Below are 23,192 nucleotides of genomic sequence, written 5' to 3'. Positions count from 1 at the left end.
TGCAAAGGGTTCAGCGCGCGGAGGTCCCGCTGGTCCGGTAGCGCAGGAGCCGGTTCTCCAGTGGTTGCAACAGGAGCTTGTCCACGGCGTGGACGATGATGATCAAGGTGAGGATCGACGCATAGAGCGTGCTGGAGTCGAACTGTTCGCGCGCGTTGTTGAGCAGATAACCCAGCCCTGTCGAGGCGCCGAAGATCTCGGCGACGATCGCGACCTTCCAGGCTGCTCCGTACGACAGGCGCAGGGCGGTGAACAGGTAGGGCCCGAGATAGGGGCCGACGACCTTCACCAGCACTCTCCGGTTGCTGCGGGTGAAGCTCTGGGCCATCTCCATCGTTTCGGCGTCGAGTGCCTTCAGTCCCTCCCACACCGTGATCGCGGTGAAGGGCAGGATGATCGCGACTTCCACGAAGATGACCGCGCCGGTGGACACGCCGAGCCAGTACATGCCCACGATCGCCCATCCGATGCTGGGGAACGCGTTGACGAAGGGCAGCAGCCGGTCCACCAGCAGGCCCTGGAGCAGTTGCACGTACCGGGCGGTGACGGCAAGCGCGGTGCCGATCACGAGCGCGATGAGAACGGAGGCTCCCACCCGCACGAACGAGGTGTAGGTGTTGCGGTAGTAGTCGCTGTCACCGGCGACGAGGTCCCAGGTCCGCGCGAGCACGGCGACCGGGCTGGGGACGATGTATTCGGGCTGGTAGCGTGAAGCGATCCACCAGGCAAGCAGTACGAGGACCGGCACGCCGTTGGTGATCAGGAAATTGGCGGTACGCCATGCTCTGCCGGGCCGGGAGGCCGACGCGGGACCGGGAACCGTCCGGGCGGGCGTGGGCCGCCGACGGCGCCGCTGCGACGGTGGAGCGGTGGTCGTCGTCATCGGGTCACTTCTCCTCGGCCGTGCCGTCGTCCTCGGGCGGCCCGTCGTCCGTGGAGGAGGCATCCAGGCCGAGGGCGGTGCGCATCCGCAGTCGCAGTTCGCGCAGGGCGGGGTCGTGATCGAGGTCGCGGGGCCGTTGGGCGGGCAGTGCCATCTCGCTGACGATGCGCGTCGGTTTCCCGGAGAAGATCAGCACCCGGTCCGCGAGGGCCAGCGCGTCGTCCATGTCGTGCGTGACGAACAGGACGGTCTTGCCGGTCCTCTCCCGCACAGCGTGTATCTCGCTGCGCAGCCGTTTGCGGGTGGACACGTCCAGGGCGGACAGCGGCTCGTCCATCAGGATGATGCGCGGATCGAGTGCGAGGGCGCGGGCGATGGCGACCCGCTGCCGTTCGCCGCCGCTGAGTGCGCCGGGATACTTGTGCAGGTCGTCGGCCAGTCCGGTGAGTTCCAGCTGCTTCAGTGCCTTGTCACGGCGGGTGCCACGGTCGCCGGACGAACCGCGCAGTTCCATGCCGAGCATGACGTTCGACAGCACGTCGCGCCATGGGACCAGCCTGGGCTGTTGGAAGACGTAGGCGAGGTCCGACCACGTCTCCTCGGGTGAGCGGCCGGCCACCCGGATCCGGCCGGCGTCCGGCCGGAGCAGGCCGCCCAGCAGTCGCAAAGTGGTGGACTTGCCGCAGCCGCTGGGGCCGAGCAGGCAGACGAACTCCCCTTCCTCGACAGTGAAGTGAAGGTCGTCGAGGACCGTCTCGCCAGCGAAGGCCGTCCGCACGCCGACGAACTCGACGGCGGGGTGGGTGGGTGTGCCATCAGAGGGCGCGTCAGATCCGGTGTCCGGCCGGGGCGCCCGGACGGAATCGGGCGGGTCGGCAAAAGGGCGTGATCCAGTGGGAAGCACGGGCATGCGACCTCCTTGAGTGCCTCGGCACGACGCTCCACGCCGTCGAGGCGGGCGCGCCCGCCTCGACGGCGGCTCAGCAGAACGGGGTCCGACGGGCAACGGGCTCGACAGCGGCGGTGTCCTGGTGGGCCCACCCGGGCTGCCGGGTGCGCCTCATGCTCCAAGCCACTCAATTAGTGTGTACACATTGACCGTTCTCTCGTCCACCCCTCGATCAGCGATTCTTTGTTTTCGCTGATAGGCGGCGAAAAGGCATGCAAAAGGTGCGCGCGAGCAGCCCAAAGTCAGGATTCATCTGTACACACTTTTGTCGCGACAGGAGCATGATCACCACGCCGGCCGCCAGCCCGGAGCGCGCACGCCCCCCGCCGGCGCCCCCGGCCGCGGCGGAGTCGTGTGCAGCCGACCTCCGACACCCGACCCGGGTCGGCTCGGCTCGCCACCGCTCAGACGTGAAGTAAAAATATACTTACCTGCTTGCCGGGTCAACTGCTTTTATGGGGTTCCCATGGCCTGCAGCATGTCGCCCCGATGAGCCCGAAGGAAGTTGAGACGCATGGCGAGAGACGCCGATGTGACCCGGCAGCGGATCATGAAAGCCGCCCTGGAGGAGTTCTCCGGCAAGGGCCGCGCCGGGGCTCGGGTCGAATCGATCGCCCGGCAGGCCGGAGTCAGCGTCCGCATGCTGTACGTCCACTTCGGCAGCAAGGACGGACTGTACGAGACGGTGCTCCGCGAGCACATCGCGCGGCGCACCGAGGAACTGTCGGACATATCGGTTCCGTTGACCGACTTCATCCCCCGGCACTTCACAGGTCTGCGACAGAACGAGACTTTCGTCCGGCTCGCCATGTGGGAGGGGCTGGCCTCCTCGGGGGCCCAGCCTCCGAGGAGCGAGGAGGAACGGAGCCTGAGGTACTCGGAGATCCTCAGCTATCTGAACACACGCCAGGTTGCGGGCGATCTCGATCCGTCGCTCGACACGGAGATGACTCTGCTTGCCGTGATCGCGCTGGCGTCCTTCCCGTCCGCATTCGGGCAGCTCGTTCACATGGCGACAGGCCTGCGCGCCGACGATCCCGTGTTCATCGAGCGCTACGAGACCTTCCTCCGCGGCCTGGCGAACCGGCTGGCACCCCCGGCCCCGCCGGACCAGGGGTGAGACGGCTCCTGGAACTGTCAGTCGGTGTGTGTACCGAAGAGCTTGCCGAACCTGCCCGTCAGCAGGTCCGCGCCCTTGTACTGGGCCGCAGCCTCGGGGCCGAGGACGCCCTGGCCGGGGAGCTGGGCAGCGCCTCCGGACGGGCCGAGCGGCAGGAGGATCGCGGCGGGACCGGGCTGGTAGGTGACGAGTTCCCCCGAGCCCGCCATCAGGGCCTTGATGTTGTCCGCGACCACCGCCGCATGGCGTGCTGCCGAGCCGCCGCGCTTGGCCTCGGGGATGTCGGTGATGTCGCCGAGGGCGAAGACCGTGTCCTGTCCCTTGACCTGAAGGGTGTCGGTGACGGCGACCTCACCGCTTGCCAGGCGCGCGTCCGTGAGCGCTCCGGCGAGGTAGGCGGTGCTGGGGACGACGCCGAAGCAGCGGAACCAGATGTCCGCGGTGATGTCGACGTCCGAGACGGTGGTGACGTGGAAGGTGCCGTGCTCGCCCGGTGCCGTGGGCGGGTTCTCCTTGAGGGCGGTACCCAGCACGAGCCGGACGTCGAGGGCGGTGAGCTGGCGGCGGATCTCCTCGCGGAGCCCGGGCTCGTACCCGCCCAGGATGTCGGCCGCCGGGTCGACGATGACGACCTTCTTGCGCGGCCATGCGTCCTTGATCTCACCGGCGAACTCCAGTCCGACCGGTCCGGCGCCGAGCAGCAGCACACGGTCGGCGGCCCGGAGGGCGGCGTGGGCCTGCCGGTACTTGAGCTGGGCCGCGGCGGTGTCGTCGACGTCGCTCTTGGCGGGGAAGGGATAACCGGAGCCGGTGGCCAGCACGATGTAGTCGGCGGCGATCTCCTCACCCGAGGCCAGGGTCACCCGGCCCGGCTCCACCCGTACCGCGCGGTCGCGCACCACGCGCCCGTTGGTGAGGAGCTTGTCGTAGGGGAAGAAGACACGCGGAAGGAACTCCGGGTCCACTACGGCGCGCAGGGCCCCGACGGCATGGAAGAACGCGTCCTTGGGCTCGACCAGGACGACGTCGGCGACGTCGTCCAGTGCTTTGGCCGCGGCGCTTCCGCCGTAACCGCCGCCGATGACTACTACGGTCGGGGACATCTGTTGTACTCCTTCATGTCTTGCATGTGTGGACGCCGTCACGGAGCTGTGAGCAGGCCGTGCATCGCGCCGGACTGGTAGCGCTCGACGGCTTCGGCCACGCGCGCCCGGCTGGAGAGGCAGAACCCGCCGTACATGTAGGCGGGGGTGCGCAGCGGCCGGCCCGCTCCGAACAGGAACTGTCCGCCCTGCCCGCCGGCCTCCAACTCCACGGCCCCGGTGCCGGGTTCGAAGACGGCGAGGCCGGCCGGACCGAGGTCGCCCCGGTTCACGGGGGTGGCGATGCGGCCCCCGCCCGCGACCGTCATGACGAAGCCGCGGAAGCCGGGGTCCACGGGGATCTCGATACGGGTACCGGGTGCCAGGACCAGGTCGTAGACGTGGGATCCGGCTGCCTCGTGGACCGGCGAGCACAGGCCGAAGGCGTCCCCGGCCACGACGCGGATCCGCACGCCCTCGGCGAGCTCGCAGGACGGCAGCTCCTGCGGGGTGAAGTGCATGCCGTACGGGGCTTCCTGCTCGGCGGTCTCGGGCAGCCGTACGAAGATCTGCGCGCCGTGCCCGAGCCGCCCGGCCTCCTCCACGACCTCGTCGTGCACGATGCCCGAGCCCGCGACGGTCCAGTGCACCCCGCCCGGTTCGATCAGGCTCCTGTCGCCGAGGCTGTCCCGGTTGTGGAACCGGGTGGTGGAGTCGTCGAACAGGTAGGTGACCGCGGAGAAGCCGGCATGCGGATGCGGCGCGAAGACCGGCCCGGTCATCCGGAAGAGGTCCGTGTTGAGGAAAGGATCGAGGTCGACCGCGAAGCGCGCCCCGCGGGCCGAGAAGAGCGCTCCCCTTTCGTGGGTTTCGATCTCCATGACGGTGGACAGGACCCGGGGCCCGTTCATGTCGTACTCCTTCTGCTCGTCTGCTCCGGGTCAGCCCGGACGGGCCGCCGACGCGGACTCCCCGTGCTCTTGTCCCCCGGCATTGACGGCCAGCGGTGTGATCAGCCGGCCGCCCGGGAACAGGGACCCCGCGGCACTGTCCTTCAACGGCGACGGCCCGCAGAAGGCTCCCGCCGCCTCGGGGAGCCGTCCGGTGCCGCCGTCGAGATCGCGGTGAGCACCGCCGGCCTGTTGCGCGGTGTTGAGCAGCGCGCAGGCGACGGCGCCGTCCTGGTCGCGCACCCCGCCGACCGCGCCGGGCGTCACCGGGGCAAAGCTCATGCCGAGGCCGGGCGCGGAGACGGGCTCCGCATCCGCGGCGCGGTTGTACTGCCGGTCGGCATGGGAGGACTCCTGGTACGGACTGGATCGGAACATGCACCACATAAAATATACAAACGTTGAGTTTTGTTCCCCACCCCCGTCCACCCCCGGCACCCGCGCCCGCGCCCGTGAGGGCGCCCGGCGGCATCGGCACGGGGTGCAACAGGGACGTCCGGCGGGACGGGCCCCTGGCGCCGGCGGCCGGTGCCCCTCGCATGCGGGTGCTCCGCTGGCGGGATCCGCCTGTCCTCGGTGTGCGGGGGTGCGCAGCCCGGCCGGCCCGGCCGCCTTCGCCGACTCCCCCGCGGTGCGCGCACGGCTTGCGCGGTGCCGCACGGACAGCCGAAGTCGGCGCCCGGGCGTGCGTTCACGCCGATCGGGGGCGGGCACGATGCGCCCGCCCCCGATCGGCACCCGTGAGCGGGTCGGTCAGGAGGGCTTCTCCTCCTGGTTGACGATGAAGTCGGCCGGGATCTCGGGGCTCCAGACGGCCGGCGGGCAGTCCCAGTCGTTGGCCGTCCAGTTCTCGGTGATGCAGTCCATGTCGCTGGAGTACTCGATCCAGCTCCCCCACGGGTCCCTGACGTAGTGGAAGAAGTTGGAGCCCAGGGTGTGCCGGCCCAGCCCCCAGCCCTGGCTGTGTCCTGCGGCCGCCATGGACTGCGCGCCCATGGCGATCTGGTCGATGTCGGCGACCTCCCAGCTCGAATGGTGCAGCCCGGGATGAGTGCCGGGGACGAAGCCGAAGACGTGGTGGTCACCGGGCCCCGAGTTCATGAAGGTCGCCATGGACGGGATGCGGTCGGACAGGCGCAGGCCCAGGATGCGGGCGTAGAAGGCCTCGGACGCGTCCAGGTCCGTGCTGAAGATCAGCATGTGCCCGAGCCGCCGGGGGCGGGGCCTCTCGTTCGCGGTGAGCCAGCGGGCCTGGTCGACGCGGCGGATGCGGTCGCCGTAGTTGGGTTCGTGGGCGTCGGTCGTGCCGAAGTCCCGCCAGGCGCCGATCTCCTCGTCGCGCAGGTTCAGCAGGTTGCCCTCGTGATCGCGCAGCCACAGACCGCCGGAGAGTTCCGCGGGCGCGTCGAGCAGACGCACGCCGAGGCCCTCGAGATGGCGCTGCCATTCGGGCAGCGAGCCGGGCTCCACGGCGAATGCCACATGGTGCAGGCGCTTGACCGGGCCTTCCAGCAGCACGGTCTGGTCCTGCTCGCGGCCGTCGCAGCGGACCACCACGGAATTGCCCTGCTCGGCCGTCCGCAGTCCGAACGCGTCGTAGAAGCTCTGCCCCGCATCCAGCGAAGGGACCTGGAGCCCATAGTGCAGAAGACCTTTGACACGCAGGATGACACTCTCCTCACAGTTCTGGTGCGCCGCGTCCCGACGGGCCGCACCATCGCTAAGTGTGTACACCTTTTATTGCGAGAGTCCAGTTCTCCACCGGCGTCATCCCGAGATCCTCGCCGCACACCATGACCGTGGCCTGTCCGACGGCAGGGGCTTCCCGACCCGGCGCGAGATCGCCGATCACCCGGCGGGCCGTGCGCGCGAGGTGCCCCGCGATCAGGCCGGCGGCCCGCTCCGGAACGCCTGCCATGACGGCGGCGAACAGGTCGTAGTGCTCCTGCCGACGCTGCGGGAACACCCCCGGGTGCCGGTCCTGCAGCGCGCGCAGATACCGCTCACTGCGTTCGGAGTAGGAGGTGATCGTGCGCAGGACCGTGGGAGTGCACCGGGACACGAGTACACGGTGGAAGGCACGGTGCGCCTCATGCCAGGCAGCCACGTCGGCCCCCGCCTCCGCGCGGTCCATGTCGTGCAGGTGCGCCGAGGCCTCCTGCACCTCCTGCCTGGTCAGATGCCCCGCGGTGACCCGCACCCCCATGGCCTCCAGCGAGATCCGTGCTGCGTAGAGGCAGTCCAGATCGGCCACGTCGAGGCCGGTGACCCGGCCCCGGTGATTGATGTCGGCGGTGATCAGCCCCTCTTCCTGGAGCATCCGGAACGCCTCGCGCAGCGGGGTGCGGCTGACGTCGAAGGCCCGTGCCAGCTCTGCCTGTTTGAGCTCGGTGCCGGGCGGCAGGACGCCGTCCAGGATCAGCCACCGCAGGTGGTCGTGGATCTCGATGCTGGTGCGCCTGGGATGCGAAATGACCGGCCGTGGCACGCCGTCGAATGGATCCGCCGAACCCGACTGCATCACCCGCGCCGACCGCCTTCCCGCCACATCCGGCCCCCCTGGCCCGGTCACATCACTTCCTCCAGCCTACCCTTCCCTGCGTAATGTGTATGCACTATGGTCCTGCTGTTCTAGAGCCGCCCATCTGGAGGAAGAACCATGCAGTCGCCTGACTGGTCGTTGGTCCAATACCGCACCAACGACTCCGAGAAGACCGCCGTCGGTGCGCTGGTCGGGGAGAAGGTGGTGGAAGGCCCGCCCGGGACGGCCGGCCTTACGCTCCTGGAAGTGCTGCAGCGGTGGGACGTTCTCGCGCCTGCCCTGCGCGAGTGGACGCCGTCGGCGGCCCCGGCCGTCGCGGACGCCCGTCTCGCGCCACCCCTGACGTACCCAGGCAAGGTGGTGTGCGCTGGTGCCAACTACTGGGACCACATCGCCGAGATGGGCATCGAGCGCCCCGCCGCCCTGGGCGAGCCGTTCTTCTTCCTCAAGCCGCCGAGGACCACGGTCACCGGCCCCGGCGATCCCGTGCCGCTGCCCGGCTACCCCGGCGCGCGCGTGGACTGGGAGGCCGAACTCGCCGTCGTGATCGGCAGGCCCGGCCGTAACATCGCCCCCGACCAGGTTCCCGACCACGTGGCCGGCTACCTCGCGGCCAACGACATCTCCGCCCGTGACAGGCTCAAGGCCGCGCTGCCCGTCGCCGAGCCCTTCACCTTCGACTGGCTGGGGCACAAGGGCCAGGACGGCTTCTGCCCTCTGGGGCCCGGTCTCGTGCCCGGCTGGCAGGTCCTCGACCCGCAGGATCTGCGGATCCGGCTCACCGTCAACGGCGTGGTCAAGCAGGACTCCTCCACCGCGCAGATGATGATCCCTGTGCATGAGGTGGTGGCGGCGGCGAGCCGTCTCACCCGGCTCGAAGCCGGCGACGTGATCCTCACCGGTACACCCGCAGGATGCGGAGTGCCCCGCGGCGAGTTCCTGGCCGTCGGGGACGAGGTCGTCGTGGAGATCGAACGGATCGGCCGCCTGCACAACACCGTGGTCGCGTCGTGAGCAGCGCACCGGCCCGCACGGAGCGGGACTGGCCCAAACCGCTGCCCGTGCCCGGGTCCATGCAGGCCATGGTCTTCAACCGCTTCGGTCCGCCCGGCGTACTGGAGCGGGCGGTGACCGACACACCTCGCCCAGGCCCCGGCGAGGTCCTCGTCCAGGTCGCCGCGGTGAGCATCGGCCGTCTGCTGGACCTGGCGGCCCGCGCGGGCCGCCATCCGTACGCGGACTTCCGGTTCCCGCATGTCCTGGGCGCGGACCATTCGGGTGTCGTCGTCGCTCTCGGCGAAGGCGTCGGCTCGGTCCGGGTCGGGGACCGGGTGGCGGTCTTCCCCGTCGTCACCTGCGGTGTCTGCGCCTCTTGTACGCAGGGCCGCGAGGAGGCCTGCGCCGCCCTCTCCCTGATCGGCACCCATCGCCCGGGCGCCTACGCGCAGTACTGCGTGGCCCCCGCGCGCAACGTCCATCCGGTGCCCGACGGCATTTCGCCCGCGATGGCCGCGTCACTCGCGCTGGTCGGACCGGTCGCCGCCAACCAGCTCACCCAGGCGGGGCTGCGGGCCGGTCACTGGGTGCTCGTGCAGGGCGCCGCCTCGGCCCTGGGATCCACCACGGCCGCGCTCGCCCGGCATCTCGGCGCACGAATCATCGCGACCTCCCGCTCGCCCGAAAAGCGCGAGGTGCTGTCCGCCGCGGGGGCCGAAGTGGTCCTGGACGCCACCGCCCCGGACTTCGCCGACCGGGTGCGCGAGGCGACCGGGGGCCACGGCGCGGACATCGCCGTCGACAACCTGGGCGACCCGGCCGTCTGGGACGCCACGGTGGACGCACTCGCGCGCGGCGGCACGGTGGTCACCTCCGGGGCCTTCCTCGGGGGCAGGGTGCAGCTCGATCTGCTGCGCCTGTACTCGAACTGCCAGCGCGTGATCGGAGTACGCACCGGGAACCCGGCGTCGGTCGAGGCTCTGTGGGCCCAGGCCGAGAACGGGTTCCGTGCCGTCGTCGACCGGACGTTCCCCATCGGGCGTGCCGCCGACGCGCACCGCTACCTGGAAGACGACAGCAATGTCGGACGTGTCGCGCTGATCCTCGGTACGGACGACTGGGAGGCCTGACAGACCGGGTCCCGCAAGACTCCGGCTAGAGCTCCCGGCCGATGCTCCGGGCAGCGTCCAGCACCGTCGGAGCGAGTTCCGTGAGCCGTGTCTTGCGGCAGCGTGAGGCGGGAGCCGCGACGGCGACGGCGGCGAGCGCACGACCGGCTCCGTCGCGGACACACGCCCCGACCGCGTTCACACCGCTCTCGCTCTCCTGCAGGTTGTATGCGTAGCCCAGGCGCCGGATCACGGCCAGTTCGGCCCGCAGTCGCTCCACGCTCTCCGCGGAGTGACCGGGCAGTCCACGGGGATACAGGGCCGCCACCTGTTCCGGTGGCAGTCCCGCCAGCAGGGCCTTGCCCCCCGAGGTGACATGGGCAGGCAGGACTGTGCCCGTCCGATAGCTGACGCGCAGGACCTGGGGTCCTTCTACGCCGTCCAGGAACCGCGCGCCGCTGCCTTCCAGCACCATGAGGTGGCTGGTCTCGTGGACCGTGTCCGTCAGCCGCTGGAGGTGCGGACGGGCGGTGGCGATCAGGTCGGGTGGCAGGGCACGGCTCCCGCGGATCGCGCGCAGGGCGGGACCCGGCCGGTACACCTTGTTCCCGTCCTGCTGGGCGAAACCGTGGAAGACGAGCATCGCCAGCACCCGGTGCGCCGTGGAACGCGCGATGCCGAGCTGCTCGGCGACGTCCACCACGCGCAGTTCCTCTCTCTCGTGCAGCAGCTGCACGGTACGTAGCGCGTTCCCGGCAGCCCCCACCGGATAGGCCGGGCGCTCCCGAGATTCCTGATTCTGCATAGAAGAACACTACCTCTTAGAGATTCCCCTATGGGAAACAGCGGCGTAACGTCAATCACGCCCGGAAACTGTGCACACTTCAGCCAACCGGATCTGCACCTGCCCTGGAGGCCCACATGACCGACGCTGCGAGCGAGCAGAAGCTGCTCGATGAGCTGTATGCAGATTTCGAGGACGCGGGGCTGATTCCGCTGTGGACCCAGCGCGACGATCTCATGCCCATGTCCCCCCGGTCCGCGGCAGTCCCCCACCTGTGGCGGTGGAGCGACCTGCTGCCGATCGCCGAGCGTTCCGGACAGCTCGTGCCGGTGGGGCGTGGCGGTGAGCGCAGGGCGATGGCCCTGTCGAACCCGGGTCTGCCAGGGCAGCCCTACGCCACACCGACGCTGTGGGCGGCCGTCCAGTACCTGGGCCCGCGGGAGGTGGCCCCCTCGCACCGGCACAGCCAGGGCGCCTTCCGGTTCGTCGTCGACGGCGAGGGCGTGTGGACGAACGTGGACGGTGACGCGGTGGCGATGCGCCGCGGTGACCTGCTGCTGACGCCCAGCTGGGCCTTCCACGAGCACCAGAACGTCACCGACCACCCGATGACCTGGATCGACGGTCTGGACATCCCTCTCGTCAGCAAGCTGGACGCCGGCTTCTTCGAGTTCGGTCCCGACGAGCTGTCGACCCGCCAGACACCGCACCGCTCGCGCGGCGAACGGCTGTGGGCGCACCCCGGCCTGCGCCCCATCAGCCAGCCGGACCGCCCCAACTCACCGCTCGCCGCCTACCGCTGGGAGCACACCGACGCCGCGCTCACCGCCCAGCTGGAACTGGAGTCGGAGGACGTACCAGGTGTCATCGAGCCCGGCCATGCCGGAGTGCGCTTCTCCAACCCCACCACCGGCAGGGACGCCCTGGTCACGATCCGCACGGAGATGCGCAGGCTGCGTGCCGGGATCCGCACCACCCCCGTGCGCACGGTCGGCTCCGCGGTCTGGCAGGTGTTCGACGGCGAGGCCGCCGTGTCCGTCGGCGACAAGACCTTCGAGGTCGGCAAGGGCGACCTGTTCGCCGTCCCGTCCTGGTGCGAGGTGACGCTGACAGCCCGTACCCAGGTCGACCTCTTCCGTTTCAGCGACGAGCCCGTCTACGAGGCGCTCGGCCTCGCTCGTACCTCTCGAGGAGAACAGCAGTGAAGCTCGCCACCATCCGCACCGAAGAGGGCACCCGCGCCGTCCGCGTCGACACCGACGGCGCGGTCGATCTCGGAGAGACCGATCTCGCCGCCTTCCTGCGCCACACGGACTGGGCCGCCCGCGCGGCCGCCGCCGGCGGCGGCGAGTGGCATGCCCTGGACACCCTGGACTACGCCCCGGTGGTCGTCGCACCCGAGAAGGTCATCTGCGTCGGTCTCAACTACCGCAACCACATTCTGGAGATGGGCCGCGAACTCCCCGCGTACCCGACCCTGTTCTCGAAGTACGCACGCGCGCTCGTGGGCGCGTACGACGATGTCGTGCTGCCCGTCTCCTCCGATCAGATGGACTGGGAGGCCGAACTCGCCGTCGTCATCGGCGCGGAGGTACGCCACGCCACTCCCGCCCAGGCACGTGCGGCGATCGCCGGCTACACGGTCCTCAACGACGTGACCGCCCGCGACTGGCAGTACCGCACCGCGCAGTGGCACCAGGGCAAGACCTTCGAGGCCACCACTCCCATCGGCCCCTGGCTGGTCACGGCCGACGATGCGGCGGTGGGCGCCCTGGAACTCGACCTGGCCTGCGAGGTCGACGGCGACACGGTGCAGAAGTCGAACACCGGCGACCTCGTCTTCGACCCGGCCACCCTCGTGGCCTACCTGTCGGAGATCGTCACGCTGGTGCCGGGTGACGTCATCGCGACGGGAACGCCCGGTGGCGTCGGACACGCCCGCAAGCCGGCCCGCTACCTCAAGGACGGCTCCGTCCTGGTCACCCGTATCGACGGTCTGGGCGAGTGCCGCAACGTCTGCCGCCGGGATCCCCGGTGAACTCGCGTCCGGACCTGGTGCTCGGCTGGGCCGCCGAGGGAACGGCGGTCTTCGAGGCCGCCGCCCGCACGGTGACCGACGCGGGTTTCACCCGCCCCTCGCTGCTGCCGGGCTGGACCCGCGCACACGTCGTCGCCCATGTCGCCCGCAACGCCGACGCCCTGGTCAATCTCCTGACCTGGGCCCGTACTGGCGTCACCACACCGATGTACACCTCACCGGAGCAGCGGTCGCGGGAGATCGAGGAGGGGGCGCGCCTGTCACCGGACGAGCTGCGGGCGGATCTGCGGGCGGCCGGGGCCCGGCTGGCCGAGGCGGCCGATGCACTGCCGGAGGCGGCCTGGGACGCTCGGGTGCGCACGGCCCGGGGGCGGGAGGTACCGGTCTCGCAGACCGCGTGGATGCGGGTCCGCGAGGTCTGGGTGCACGCCGTCGACCTGGACGCGCACACCACGTTCGACGACCTCCCCCCGGACGTGTGCGCCGCGCTCCTGGACGACGTCACCGCTTCCTTCACCGCGCGGGCCGACGCGCCTCGCGTGAGGCTGCGGGCGGTGAGCGGTGATCGGGAGTGGGCCTTCGGCGCTCCCGGCACCGCCCGCCCCGTCACCGTGACCGCAGAGGTCCCGAGCCTGGCGGCGTACGCCACCGGGCGTCCTGTTCCCGCAGTACTGCACGCCGACGGCGGCGAACCGCTCCCCGTGCTGCCGGCCTGGCTGTGAAAGACAGAGGTACGACATGAAAATCGCCTGCATCGGCGCAGGTCCCGGCGGACTGTTCTTCGCCACCCTGCTCAAGCGCAACCGGCCGGGCGCCGAGGTCGTCGTCTTCGAGCGCAACCGCCCTGATGACACCTTCGGCTTCGGTGTGGTCTTCTCCGACGCCACCCTGGACGCCATCGACGCGGCCGACCCGGTCCTCAGCGACGCCCTGGCCAAGTACGGGCGGCACTGGGACGACATCGAGGTACGGGTGCACGGCGCGCGCGAGCGCATAGGCGGCATGGGCATGGCCGCGGTGGTCCGCAAGACCCTGCTGTCCCTGCTGCAGGACCAGGCGCGTGCGGCGGGTGTCACCATGCGCTTCCAGCACGAGGTCCGTGACCCCGCGGAGCTCGACGGCTTCGACCTGGTGGTGGTCTGCGACGGCGCCAACAGCCGCTTCCGGAATGTGTTCGCCGAGGACTTCGGGCCGACGGCGGAGGTGGCAAGTGCCAAGTTCATCTGGTTCGGCACCCCTCATCTCTTCGACGGGCTCACCTTCGTCCACCAGGACGGCCCGCACGGTGTGTTCGCCGCCCATGCCTATCCCATCAGCGACGGCCTGAGCACGTTCATCGTGGAGACCGACGCCGAGGCCTGGGCCGCGGCCGGGCTGGACACCTTCGATCCCGCAACCCCCCCGGGCTCCAGCGACGAGAAGTCGAAGAAGTACCTCGAGGATCTCTTCCGCGACCAGCTCGACGGACAGGGCCTCGTCGGGAACAACTCCCGGTGGGGCAACTTCGCCACCCGCAGGGCCCGTTCGTGGCGGCGCGGCCACTGGGTCCTGCTCGGCGACGCCGCGCACACCGCGCACTTCTCCGTCGGGTCGGGCACCAAGATGGCCATGGAGGACGCCGTCGCGCTCGCCGAGGCGCTGGGTGAGTCGCCCTACAGTGTGCCGGGCGCGCTGGAGATCTACGAAGAGCGCCGCCGCCCCGGTGTGGAGAAGATCCAGAACTCGGCGCGGCCCAGTCTGTCGTGGTGGGAGCACTTCGGGCGGTACGTCCGTTCCTTCGACGCCCCCGAACAGTTCGGCTTCCACTTCCTTTCGCGGAGCATCCCGCGGGCCAAGCTCGCCGTACGCGACGCCTCCTACGTGGAGCGGATCGACGGCTGGTGGCAGTCTCGGCACGGCGCAGCCCCTCTGGACACCCCCTTCCAGGACGGCCCGTTCAGGCTGCCCGGCCGCCGGGTGACGGCCACACCGGATGCCCTCGTCGGAAGTGACGGCACGCAGATCCCGATGTCGGTCTTCACTGGACAGCCGTCCGCGGCCGGGGTGTGGATCGACGCGCCGGACACCGAGGACGGGCTGCCGCTCGCCCTCGACAGGGTCAGGGAGGCCGCGCAGGTGAGTGTCCCGCTCATCGGCACCCGCGGCGGCACAGCACTGACCCGGATGCTGATCGCAGAGGAGGCCCGGCTCGCCCACCAGATCCCTGCCGCAGTCCTCGGCCCGTACGACGACGACAAGGCCACCACGCTCGTCCTGTCCGGCCGAGCCGACCTCGTGGGAGATGCCGCATGAACGGCCTCGATCCGCTGTTCGCACCGCGCGCCATCGCGGTGCTGGGTGCCTCGCCCGTCGCCGGCAAGCTGGGCGCGGCCATGACCGAGTCGCTGTCCGGCTTCCCGGGGACGATGATGAAGGTTAACGCCGGCCGCCCGGATCCAGAACGCGGCTTCCACCCGACGGTCGCTGCGGCCGTGGCCGCCCACGGCGTCGCCCCGGACCTCGTCATCTCCTGTGTGCCGGCCGCCGTGACCGCGGCCGCGCTGCGGGAAGCAGGGGCCGCCGGAGCGCGCGCCGCGCTGGTGTGCGCCGGGGGCTTCGCCGAGTCCGGCGCCGAGGGTGCCGTCCACCAGGAGGCCGTGGCCGCCGTCGTGCGGGACACCGGGCTGCGGGTTCTGGGTCCCAACACGTCCGGATTCTTTGCCCCGCACACACGGCTGACGGCGAGTTTCGTGCCCGGGGTCGCCGACCTCGCGCCCGGCCCGGTCGCGGTCGTCGCGGCCAGCGGCGGTGTCAACCACGCGCTCGCCTTCGCGCTGGCGGAGACCGGCGTGGGGATACGGCTCGGAGTCGGCCTCGGCAACAGCCTAGATGTCACGCAGGCCGACGTCCTGGAGTACCTGGCCAGCGACGACGGGGTGCGCGCTGTCGCCTTGCATGTGGAGACGGCCGTCGACGGGCGCCGGCTGACCAAGGCTGTACGACGGCTGGTCGACCGTGTTCCGGTGGTGGCCCTCGTAGTCGGCCGCAGCGACATCGGTGACTTCGCCAGGTCGCACACCGGGGCACTCGCCACCTCCTGGCGGGTGACCCGTGCGGCGCTGCGGCAGGCGGGCGTGGTCCTGGTCGACGACGAACGAGAACTCGTCGACGCGGTAGCAGCCTTGGGACTCGTACGGTTGCCCGGGCACCCCGGCGCCGGAGTCGGTCTTGTCACCGCGCAGGCGGGTCCCGGCCTGCTGCTGACCGATGCCTTGCGCACGCGGGGGGTGTCCGTTCCCCCGCTGGTCGAACGAACGGTCAAGGAGATCGGCGAACTGCTGCCGGCCGGTCTCACCTACCAGCGCAACCCGGTCGACACCGGCCGTCCCTCGCCCGTCCTCACCCAGGTGGTGGAGCGCGTGTCCGAGGACCCGGGGATCCAGGTGACCGGCGTCTACGCCCTGCTGGAACCGACCGCCGTCGATGTCGCCGACGCGCTCACAAACGCGCACCCGAAAACTCCTGTGGTGGCCGTCGTGGGCGGGCCGGCGGAGGCCGCCCGAAAGGCTCGTCTACGGCTCGGGAAGGCCGGTATTCCAGCCGCTGCGACCCCGGCTGCCGGAGCGGCGATGCTGCGAGCCCTCGTCGAGGACGCCTCCGTGCGGGCCCGCCTGGACGCATCCGCCGTCACCCCACCCGGTGCTCTCCCGCTCACCCTGACCGGACCGGTCGACGAGCACACCGCAAAAGGCGTCCTTGCCGAGCTGGGCATCCGCACGCCGGCGCGCCGGGTGTGTCCCGACTGGGAGGCTGCCCACACCGCACTCGACGAACTCGGCGGGCCGGTCGTGGTGAAGATCCTCGACGCCCGTGTCCTGCACAAGACGGAGGTCGGGGGCGTGCACGTCGGGATCACCACGCACGACCAACTCGACGCTGCGCTGGCCCGGATGCCCGTGAGCCCAGCCGTGCTCGTCGAGCAGATGGCGCCCTCAGGCCCCGAACTGATCATGGGCGTTCGCCGTGACCCGGTCTTCGGACCCGTCGTGGCCCTCGGAGCGGGCGGTACGGCAGCCGAGATCCTCGGTGACGTGTCACTGCGCCTGGCGCCGTTGCCGGCGGACGAAGCCGATTCCATGCTGGACGACCTCGCCACCCGCGACCTGTTCCAGGGCGCCCGCGGGGCGGCACCGGTCGACCGGGCCCGTCTCGCCCATGCCTTGCTCGCCCTCTCCTCCCTCGCCGCCGACGAAACGGTAGCCGAGTGCGAGATCAACCCCCTGCGCGTTCTGCCCGACGGCGACGTCGTCGCGCTCGACGCCGTCCTGCTGCTCCGCGACGAGCTCGCTCGATCCGATCAAGGAGGATCCGACGATGCGTGAAGGATTCGTCCCCTGGCCCAAGGAAGCCTCCGACCGCTACCGCGAGGCCGGCTACTGGCGCGGTGCACCATTTGGCTCCTACCTCCACGAGTGGGCACAGGCCTACGGCGACAAGGTCGCCGTCGTCGACGGCGGCACACGGCTGACGTACGGCCGGCTCGCCGACCTGGCCGACGGGCTGGCCGTAGGGCTGCTCGACGCCGGACTGACACCGGGTGACGCGATACTCGTCCAGCTGCCCAACGGCTGGGAGTTCGTGGCGCTCACCCTCGCCTGTCTGCGGGCGGGCATCGCGCCCGTCATGGCGCTGCCGGCCCACCGCGGTCACGAACTGCGCTACCTCGCCGCCCATGCCGAGGTGAAGGCCATCGCCGTCCCGGACCGGATCGGCGACTTCGACCACCAAACGCTCGGGCACGACATCGCGCAGGCGACTCCCAGCGTGCGGCTGCTGCTGGTCGCCGGCGGCGAGGCGCGGGAGGGGACCACCAGCCTGCACGCGCTGGCCCGCCCGGCCGACGACCCGGCAGCCGCCCGCGCCCGGCTGGACCGGCTCGCCCCGGACAGCGGCGACATCGCGGTGTTCCTGCTGTCCGGCGGCACCACCGGTCTGCCCAAGCTCATCACCCGTACCCACGACGACTACGAGTACAACGCGCGCCGCAGCGCCGAGGTCTGCGGCTTCGGCCCCGACACCGTGTACCTGGTCTCGCTGCCCGCCGCACACAACTTCCCGCTGGCCTGTCCCGGCATCCTCGGCACCCTGATGTGCGGCGGGCGGGTCGTCATGGCCCGCACCCCCGACCCCGACAAGGTGTTCCCGCTGATGGCGGCGGAAGGGGTCACCGCCACCGCCGCCGTACCGGCCGTGACCCAGCGCTGGATCGACGCCGTCGCCTCCGGTCGGCATGCGGCCCCGGCCTCGCTGAGCCTGCTCCAGGTCGGCGGTGCCCGTCTGGCCCCGGAAGTGGCGCGGAAGGTCGAGCCGGTTCTCGGCGCTACGCTGCAGCAAGTCTTCGGCATGGCCGAAGGGCTCCTGAACTACACAGGGCTGGCCGATCCGGATGACATCAAGGCGCAGACCCAGGGGCGTCCCATGTGTCCCGACGACGAGATCCTGGTCGTCGACGCCGACGACGAACCGGTACCGCCCGGCGAGATGGGGGCCCTGCTCACCCGCGGGCCGTACACCCCGCGCGGCTACTACCGGGCTCCTGAGCACAACGCCCGGTCCTTCACCCCGGACGGCTGGTACCGCACCGGCGACGTGGTCAGGGTCCACCCCAGCGGCAATCTCGTCGTCGAGGGCCGTGACAAGGATCTGATCAACCGTGGCGGTGAGAAGATCTCCGCCGAGGAGGTCGAGAACCTCATCTACCGCCTTCCCGGGGTGTCCCGTGTCGCGGCGGTCGCCCGTCCCGACCAGGAACTCGGTGAGCGGGTGTGCGCCGTCGTGGTCCCCGAGCCGGGGTCGGCGCTCACCCTGGAGTCGGTGCGCGAGGCCCTCGGCGCCATGGAGGTCGCCCGCTACAAGCTGCCCGAACACCTCGTCCTAGTAGAGGAATTGCCCCTCACCAAAGTCGGAAAGATCGACAAGAAGGCGCTGCGGGAGTTCGTCAGGCTCCCGGACGACGCCCGGTAGGACATCCGGCGGCGAGGAGTGAGTTCTTCGGGGATCCGGGCACGCCGCCTTCTGCGTTCCCGGCCGGATATCCGGCTCGTACAGGGGCGGCGCTGCCGGACCGACCCGATGGGTGGGTGCCCCTCATGCCCCGGCCGCGGCGGGCGGTCGGGGCCGCTGCGGCATGTCGGGGGCGATGAGGCTGCGGAACACCGGTACGACGACACGCAGGATGTCCTCGGTGTCCGCGCCGGCCAGGTCCGGCATGCGCAGCAGATAGCGCTGGCTGGCGATGCCCATCATCATCGCGCTGCACAGTGCGGCCCGCAGCCGGGCATCGCCGGCCGTGACCGTGGCGGCCACCGGCTCAACGGCCTGGGCGGTGATGTGGCTGCGCAGCAGCTCAGCGGCGTCTTCGCTGGTCATACTGGCGCGCAGAAGCACAGCCATGGGGCTGTCCGGATCCGAGGCCCAGGCTCCGAGCATCGCCCGAACGTAGTTCTCCACGGTCTGGGCGGGGTCGTCGGTGGTCAGCTCGGCGATGGGGATGTCCCAGCGGACGGCCTCCCGGAACAGCTCGTCCTTGTTGCCGAAGTACTGCATGACCGACGACTTGTCCACAGCGGCCTCGGCCGCGATGGCCCTGATGGTGGCACGCTCGTAGCCGACCTCAGCGAACTTCCGACGTGCCGCCTGCAGGATGCGCATCCGCGTGCGCTCGCCCTTACGGAGATACTCGGGCTCGGCCACAGGCTTCTCCGGCAGACCCGGGCCGCCGGCCTTCGGCTGCGGCACTTTCTCACTGGCATCGGCGGCGGGCACGATCCTGCTCCTTGTCCTGGCTGGCTCGTCACCGATGCTACGACGATGACATCCCGCATCCGCCTGTCAGGCCTGGCCGCCGACGATCCTGAGGGCCGAACGTGTAGTGACGGGCTCGTACTCCGGGGCGACATCGGCCAGTACGCCCAGGGCAGTACGCGCCAGGTGAACAGCGACCACCCTGGCGGCCTCCGCCTCGTCCTTCGCCTTCAGCGCCTCCAGCAATGCCTCGTGCTCCTTGCGAGCCCGAGCCCATGCTCCGGGTACGCCCAGCTGGGCGAGGCGGATGTAGCGCTCGCTGTGCTCGGCGAGTGAGGCGAGCATGCGCTGGAGCTGCGCTCCGACAGCCTGGGTGGCCGTGCGGTGGAATTCCCGGTGGGCGGCATACCACTCGTCGGGCTTCTCGTCATCCGCGAGAAGCTTCATCCGCTCCAGTATGTCCCTCATGCGGTCGAGATCCTCGCTGGTGAGCGTCTTCACCGTCATGGTGACGGCCAGAGCCTCCAGCATGATGCGGGCCCCGTACACGCCGTCCAGATCCTCGGGATCCACTGCGCGCACCCTGGCACGTTGGTCCGGCCTGGAATCGATGAGCCCTTCCTCCTGCAGGAGCCGGAAGGCCTCGCGCATCGGAGTGCGGCTGACGCCCAGCTTGCGGGCCATATCTGCTTGGAGCAGCGCAGAACCCGGGGCCAGTTCACCGCTGAGGATCATGGCCCGCAGCCGGCCGTGCACATCGAGGGCAAGCCGGCGTCCGGCCGGAGCCGCCTGCGAGTTCCCGCCAGATACGGCAGCGCTCCCTGCCGGGCCCACCGTCTCGTCCGGCTCCCGCTCTTCTGGCAATTCACTCGTATCGCTGCTCACAACGGGAGTCTACCCAGAAAGTGTATCCAATATGGGATCAGAGAGGCCCAGACCCGGACCGTAATCCACCAGCCGGTCACCAGCCGAACCCGAACCATTCCGGGACTGTATTCACCTTCTCCCCCATGAACGCGGCACCACCCGGGCGATCTCCCGCAAGCCGAACCGTCATCAAGGCCTGTGGAGCGACTTGAGGATGAGGCACCTCTTGGGTAATTGATCGACAGGTCACCGGGCAAGACCGCTGTTCACGACACCGGCCGGGGACACCCCCGTGCTCAGCGGCATGAACGCCGACGGCACCAGCGCCGCCGGCTCTCCCTTGTCGACGAGATCACCCACGGGCGCGCACCCAGCATGCTCGCCGCCGCGCTGGAGGCCGAAGTTCACTCCTGCAGAGCCGAGTTGGCCGGTCAGCGCGACGAGCGCGGCCACCGGTTCGTGGTGCCCGCAATGGCTGCCACCAGCCCAGGAAGGTCACCACCACGACCGAAGCGGTCACGGTGAAGGCGCCGCAGGCGCACGGCAAGCACACCCCTCGTCTCATCGGCCATGGCCACCCGGCTGCCCCAGGAGTGACACGCCGACCACCTCGCCTTCATGAACCGCGCCCCGGCGGAGACCGGCTGCGCGTACGGGCGGGCCGAGGACATCCACCTCGATGTCCGCCCGGAGGAGACCAAGGCGTGCATGCTCGTGCTCATCGGCGTGCTCGCATCTGGAGAAGACTGAGCGTCGATCAGCGGAGATGCCCCGCCTGCGAATCAGCAATCTGGAATAAAAGGTCTAAACACCGACTGATCCCAACAAACTTCCCGCCCCGTAGGTGACTCCCATGGCCAGCGCGCCGCCCACCGCGTTCCTTACGATCGCCGGTCCCACCGCTGCGGCTCCCAGGCGGGCGCTGGCCCAGCCGGTCAGGACGAGTGCCGCCAGTACGGACCCCACGGTGACCGGGAGCCGCCAGTCGGCGGGTGGCAGGACGATCGCCAGCAGAGGCAGGAGTGCTCCCACGGTGAACGCCAGGAAGCTGGCGAGCGCCGCATTCCAGGGGTTCGTCAGTTCGTCCGGGTCGATGCCCAGTTCCACGCGCGCGTGAGCCTTCAGCGCGTCCCGCCCCGTGAGCTGGACCGCCGCCTCACGGGCCACCTCCCGGGACAGGCCGCGGCGCTCCAGCAGCTCGGTCAGTTCCTCCAGTTCCGCCTCGGGCTGCTCCTTCAGCTCGCGTTTCTCCTGCGCCAGTGCGGCGAGTTCGGAGTCGCGCTGGGTGGACACCGAGACGTACTCGCCCGCCGCCATCGACATGGATCCGGCGAGCAGCCCCGCCAGGCCCGCGGTCAGCAGGGCGTTGCGGTCGGCCGTGGCGCCCGCGACGCCGACGACGATGCCCGCCGTCGACACGATGCCGTCGTTCGCGCCCAGTACGGCCGCCCGCAGCCAGTTCAGCCGGGAGCCGAGCGCTCCCCCGTGGGCCTCGTTGTCGTGCGTAGGTTCCGTCACAGGACTGAGGATCGCACCCAGGGGCTCACGAGCGGGGTACCGACGTCGCCAGCCCCGCACCGAGGCGCCCTGCGCGAACACCGGGCTCGTCGCGTCCGCCGGCGGGGCAGGCAACGGCTCCGCGATCTCCGTCACCATCGGTCTCGCCTTCGCCGCGATCGGGTCCCGGAGCTCCAGATCAAAGGGACGGCATCGACGTGCGGTCGTCCTCAGGCATCGCGGTCACAGGCATCGGACACTGCTGCTCCTCCCCTGCCGGCCGGAGGGGACGTTCCTGCGGCCGACGAGGTTCACCCGGCGATCAGACCGGCAAAACGCGGTGCTCCTGCCCGGTGATGCCAGGCGTGCCTCGGCCTCTCGACGGACCGTGACACACTCAATCGGCAGGCCCACCAGCCCCGATGAGCCCACGCTGAGCCAGATCTTCCGGCCTGGACACGCCGTTGAGTGCCCGACACACCTGACCGGGGGTGCGCAGGTGAATGGTACGGCCGTGGACGCCGTCAGCTTCCCTGCTGGCCAGCCAAGCAAGGAAATCGCCGATCTCCCGGCCCTTGAGGCTTGATCCGGGACAGCTGCCGTCTGCATCGGGGTAGGCCCACATGACAACGTCATTGACCCGCGGATCACCCTCGGTCTGGTCAGCGATGGCAAGAGTGAGCCGGTTCCGTGCGGCGGTGGTCGCCGCCAGCGCACCGCTCCGGGCACGAACGGCGTTGGCGAATCCGGCGGAACCGCTGATTGTCGTATACGAGCCACCGCACTTCAGCGAAGGCACCAAGAACTCAGCGACCAGGAAATGAGGGTACAGCGTGGCCTCGACCACGGAACGGAAGGTCTCGAAGCCTCCCGTGAGGACCGGCATTCCTTGATGCCAAGTGGCGAGCGCCGAAACGACAGCGTCCAGACCGCCGAAAGTCCGGGCTTCGGCTTGCTCAACAACGGCTTCCACACCTTCAGGGGTACCAAGGTCACCTGGGATCCCGACGAGCCGGCCCAGCATGCAGGGCGCAAGGCGAGATCGGAGCCGGTCGAACTTGACTGCGTCACGCACAGGCACAAGCACGTCAGCACCAGCACGCAGCAGCCCGTCAACGGCGAAGAACCCGACCTTCCCGGTTCCACCGACGACAAGCGCGGTGACGCCATCCAGGTCCGGGCACGGAGACGAGGGAGGCATCAGTCCACCTTCCTGATCCCGTCAGGGCCGTCATCCGCCCTGACGGCGATTGAGCCACAGACCTTGGGTGGCAACGCTGATACCGACAGACTGCGACGCAGGGACACTTCTCTGTAAGTGTGTGTCCACTTCACACTTCTTGACAACCCTCAGCTATCGAAAATTTCAGGACAATATATAATAGTTTCCCTAAACGACATATTCTGGATGATCCGCCATCTGGACAAAGTGCATGCAGATCATTCCAGTCGCCAGCTCACAGGATCTTGAGGCGAAGCCGTGCAGGCACCTGGCCCCTCAGTCCTGGGGCGCTGTGTACGGAGCGGTCGTTTCGGTGATCGCTGGTCCATCGCAAGATTGGTTTCGAGATCATGGGAAAGCTCAGCGGTAA

At 69.9% G+C, this 23,192-nt stretch carries 23 protein-coding genes; 10 read left to right on the top strand and 13 right to left on the bottom strand.

The features are described from left to right. Positions 1-10: 10 nt before the first annotated feature. A complete protein-coding gene (locus tag AB0D74_RS48930) occupies positions 11-883 on the bottom strand; it encodes an ABC transporter permease subunit (protein ID WP_362602651.1) in 873 nt (290 codons plus the stop codon). A gap of 4 nt (positions 884-887) precedes the next feature. Next, the gene (locus AB0D74_RS48925; RefSeq protein ID WP_362602648.1) at positions 888-1,793 is read right to left on the bottom strand and encodes an ABC transporter ATP-binding protein; all 906 of its coding nucleotides are present in this window, start codon (positions 1,791-1,793) and stop codon (positions 888-890) included. A gap of 553 nt (positions 1,794-2,346) precedes the next feature. Between AB0D74_RS48925 and AB0D74_RS48920 the strand changes: the two genes are divergently transcribed. Next, positions 2,347-2,952, top strand: a complete 606-nt coding sequence (locus tag AB0D74_RS48920; RefSeq protein ID WP_362602645.1) for a TetR/AcrR family transcriptional regulator — start codon at positions 2,347-2,349, stop codon at positions 2,950-2,952. 17 nt (positions 2,953-2,969) lie between these two features. Here AB0D74_RS48920 and AB0D74_RS48915 read toward each other — a convergent pair whose 3' ends face one another. The 5 genes from AB0D74_RS48915 to AB0D74_RS48895 form a co-directional block, all read right to left on the bottom strand. Next, on the bottom strand, positions 2,970-4,055 hold the full coding sequence (locus AB0D74_RS48915) for an FAD-dependent oxidoreductase (protein WP_362602642.1): 1,086 nt from the start codon (positions 4,053-4,055) through the stop codon (positions 2,970-2,972). Between the two features lie 38 nt (positions 4,056-4,093). Continuing rightward, entirely contained in the window at positions 4,094-4,945 is an 852-nt protein-coding gene (locus AB0D74_RS48910) for a pirin family protein (RefSeq protein ID WP_362602639.1), read from the bottom strand. 30 nt (positions 4,946-4,975) lie between these two features. Continuing rightward, a complete protein-coding gene (locus tag AB0D74_RS48905; RefSeq protein ID WP_362602636.1) occupies positions 4,976-5,362 on the bottom strand; it encodes a hypothetical protein in 387 nt (128 codons plus the stop codon). Positions 5,363-5,737: 375 nt separating this feature from the next. Further along, a complete protein-coding gene (locus tag AB0D74_RS48900) occupies positions 5,738-6,541 on the bottom strand; it encodes a VOC family protein (RefSeq protein WP_362602633.1) in 804 nt (267 codons plus the stop codon). A gap of 163 nt (positions 6,542-6,704) precedes the next feature. Further along, positions 6,705-7,472, bottom strand: coding sequence for a GntR family transcriptional regulator (locus AB0D74_RS48895; protein WP_362602630.1), 768 nt, complete (start codon positions 7,470-7,472; stop codon positions 6,705-6,707). Positions 7,473-7,643: 171 nt separating this feature from the next. Here AB0D74_RS48895 and AB0D74_RS48890 point away from each other — a divergent pair, with 171 nt between their 5' ends. Continuing rightward, entirely contained in the window at positions 7,644-8,540 is an 897-nt protein-coding gene (locus tag AB0D74_RS48890; protein WP_362602627.1) for a fumarylacetoacetate hydrolase family protein, read from the top strand. Beyond that, complete coding sequence (locus AB0D74_RS48885; RefSeq protein ID WP_362602624.1) at positions 8,537-9,652, top strand: zinc-binding dehydrogenase; 1,116 nt, start codon at positions 8,537-8,539, stop codon at positions 9,650-9,652. Before AB0D74_RS48890 ends, AB0D74_RS48885 begins: the two co-directional genes overlap by 4 nt. A gap of 25 nt (positions 9,653-9,677) precedes the next feature. On the opposite strand, the gene AB0D74_RS48880 is transcribed toward AB0D74_RS48885, so the two are convergent. Further along, positions 9,678-10,436 carry an IclR family transcriptional regulator gene (locus AB0D74_RS48880; protein ID WP_362602621.1) on the bottom strand — a complete coding sequence of 253 codons (759 nt, stop codon included), beginning with the start codon at positions 10,434-10,436 and terminating at the stop codon, positions 9,678-9,680. A 116-nt stretch (positions 10,437-10,552) separates the two neighbouring features. On the opposite strand from AB0D74_RS48880, the gene AB0D74_RS48875 reads away from it, so the two are divergent. From AB0D74_RS48875 to AB0D74_RS48850, 6 genes are read left to right on the top strand one after another with little or no spacing between them, the layout of a single operon-like run. Beyond that, a complete protein-coding gene (locus AB0D74_RS48875; RefSeq protein WP_362602618.1) occupies positions 10,553-11,620 on the top strand; it encodes a cupin domain-containing protein in 1,068 nt (355 codons plus the stop codon). Then, positions 11,617-12,453: a fumarylacetoacetate hydrolase family protein gene (locus AB0D74_RS48870; RefSeq protein WP_362602615.1), complete on the top strand. Its 837-nt coding sequence runs from the start codon at positions 11,617-11,619 to the stop codon at positions 12,451-12,453. Before AB0D74_RS48875 ends, AB0D74_RS48870 begins: the two co-directional genes overlap by 4 nt. After that, the gene (locus AB0D74_RS48865; RefSeq protein ID WP_362602612.1) at positions 12,450-13,175 is read left to right on the top strand and encodes a maleylpyruvate isomerase family mycothiol-dependent enzyme; all 726 of its coding nucleotides are present in this window, start codon (positions 12,450-12,452) and stop codon (positions 13,173-13,175) included. The genes AB0D74_RS48870 and AB0D74_RS48865 overlap by 4 nt, the downstream gene beginning before the upstream one ends. Positions 13,176-13,191: 16 nt before the next feature. Next, the gene (locus AB0D74_RS48860) at positions 13,192-14,745 is read left to right on the top strand and encodes an FAD-dependent monooxygenase (protein ID WP_362602609.1); all 1,554 of its coding nucleotides are present in this window, start codon (positions 13,192-13,194) and stop codon (positions 14,743-14,745) included. After that, a complete protein-coding gene (locus tag AB0D74_RS48855; RefSeq protein WP_362602606.1) occupies positions 14,742-16,814 on the top strand; it encodes an acetate--CoA ligase family protein in 2,073 nt (690 codons plus the stop codon). The genes AB0D74_RS48860 and AB0D74_RS48855 overlap by 4 nt, the downstream gene beginning before the upstream one ends. Continuing rightward, complete coding sequence (locus AB0D74_RS48850) at positions 16,807-18,456, top strand: (2,3-dihydroxybenzoyl)adenylate synthase (protein ID WP_362602603.1); 1,650 nt, start codon at positions 16,807-16,809, stop codon at positions 18,454-18,456. Before AB0D74_RS48855 ends, AB0D74_RS48850 begins: the two co-directional genes overlap by 8 nt. Positions 18,457-18,579: 123 nt before the next feature. On the opposite strand, the gene AB0D74_RS48845 is transcribed toward AB0D74_RS48850, so the two are convergent. The 3 genes from AB0D74_RS48845 to AB0D74_RS48835 all read right to left on the bottom strand — a co-directional run bounded on the left by AB0D74_RS48845 (position 18,580) and on the right by AB0D74_RS48835 (position 20,556). After that, a complete protein-coding gene (locus AB0D74_RS48845; protein WP_362602600.1) occupies positions 18,580-19,257 on the bottom strand; it encodes a TetR family transcriptional regulator in 678 nt (225 codons plus the stop codon). A 66-nt stretch (positions 19,258-19,323) separates the two neighbouring features. Beyond that, the gene (locus tag AB0D74_RS48840) at positions 19,324-20,121 is read right to left on the bottom strand and encodes a GntR family transcriptional regulator (RefSeq protein WP_362602597.1); all 798 of its coding nucleotides are present in this window, start codon (positions 20,119-20,121) and stop codon (positions 19,324-19,326) included. Positions 20,122-20,349: 228 nt separating this feature from the next. Next, positions 20,350-20,556 (bottom strand): hypothetical protein, encoded by a 207-nt coding sequence (locus tag AB0D74_RS48835; protein WP_362602594.1) that lies wholly within the window; start codon positions 20,554-20,556, stop codon positions 20,350-20,352. A 165-nt stretch (positions 20,557-20,721) separates the two neighbouring features. Here AB0D74_RS48835 and AB0D74_RS48830 point away from each other — a divergent pair, with 165 nt between their 5' ends. Next, entirely contained in the window at positions 20,722-20,853 is a 132-nt protein-coding gene (locus AB0D74_RS48830; protein WP_362602591.1) for a hypothetical protein, read from the top strand. Between the two features lie 54 nt (positions 20,854-20,907). Here the strand turns inward: AB0D74_RS48830 and AB0D74_RS48825 are convergent, their stop codons facing one another. Both AB0D74_RS48825 and AB0D74_RS48820 read right to left on the bottom strand, forming a co-directional pair. After that, on the bottom strand, positions 20,908-21,621 hold the full coding sequence (locus AB0D74_RS48825; RefSeq protein ID WP_362602588.1) for a VIT family protein: 714 nt from the start codon (positions 21,619-21,621) through the stop codon (positions 20,908-20,910). A 376-nt stretch (positions 21,622-21,997) separates the two neighbouring features. Continuing rightward, positions 21,998-22,801, bottom strand: coding sequence for an SDR family oxidoreductase (locus AB0D74_RS48820; RefSeq protein ID WP_362602586.1), 804 nt, complete (start codon positions 22,799-22,801; stop codon positions 21,998-22,000). Between the last annotated feature and the right edge of the window lie 391 nt (positions 22,802-23,192).

The organism is Streptomyces sp. NPDC048278, assembly GCF_040652195.1.
Classification (GTDB): Bacteria; Actinomycetota; Actinomycetes; order Streptomycetales; family Streptomycetaceae; genus Streptomyces.
Note: the sequence above shows the minus strand (reverse complement) of the source record. Positions and strands in the feature narration are given on the sequence as shown.

Excerpts from the sequence above, each read along its gene's own strand:
- AB0D74_RS48880 (WP_362602621.1), bottom strand. The coding sequence starts at position 10,436 with ATGCAGAATCAGGAATCTCGGGAGCGCCCGGCCTATCCGGTGGGGGCT.
- AB0D74_RS48910 (WP_362602639.1), bottom strand. The coding sequence starts at position 4,945 with ATGAACGGGCCCCGGGTCCTGTCCACCGTCATGGAGATCGAAACCCAC.
- AB0D74_RS48860 (WP_362602609.1), top strand. The coding sequence starts at position 13,192 with ATGAAAATCGCCTGCATCGGCGCAGGTCCCGGCGGACTGTTCTTCGCC.
- AB0D74_RS48830 (WP_362602591.1), top strand. The coding sequence starts at position 20,722 with ATGAACCGCGCCCCGGCGGAGACCGGCTGCGCGTACGGGCGGGCCGAG.
- AB0D74_RS48850 (WP_362602603.1), top strand. The coding sequence starts at position 16,807 with ATGCGTGAAGGATTCGTCCCCTGGCCCAAGGAAGCCTCCGACCGCTAC.
- AB0D74_RS48890 (WP_362602627.1), top strand. The coding sequence starts at position 7,644 with ATGCAGTCGCCTGACTGGTCGTTGGTCCAATACCGCACCAACGACTCC.
- AB0D74_RS48920 (WP_362602645.1), top strand. The coding sequence starts at position 2,347 with ATGGCGAGAGACGCCGATGTGACCCGGCAGCGGATCATGAAAGCCGCC.
- AB0D74_RS48875 (WP_362602618.1), top strand. The coding sequence starts at position 10,553 with ATGACCGACGCTGCGAGCGAGCAGAAGCTGCTCGATGAGCTGTATGCA.
- AB0D74_RS48820 (WP_362602586.1), bottom strand. The coding sequence starts at position 22,801 with ATGCCTCCCTCGTCTCCGTGCCCGGACCTGGATGGCGTCACCGCGCTT.
- AB0D74_RS48930 (WP_362602651.1), bottom strand. The coding sequence starts at position 883 with ATGACGACGACCACCGCTCCACCGTCGCAGCGGCGCCGTCGGCGGCCC.
- AB0D74_RS48925 (WP_362602648.1), bottom strand. The coding sequence starts at position 1,793 with ATGCCCGTGCTTCCCACTGGATCACGCCCTTTTGCCGACCCGCCCGAT.
- AB0D74_RS48905 (WP_362602636.1), bottom strand. The coding sequence starts at position 5,362 with ATGTTCCGATCCAGTCCGTACCAGGAGTCCTCCCATGCCGACCGGCAG.
- AB0D74_RS48855 (WP_362602606.1), top strand. The coding sequence starts at position 14,742 with ATGAACGGCCTCGATCCGCTGTTCGCACCGCGCGCCATCGCGGTGCTG.
- AB0D74_RS48915 (WP_362602642.1), bottom strand. The coding sequence starts at position 4,055 with ATGTCCCCGACCGTAGTAGTCATCGGCGGCGGTTACGGCGGAAGCGCC.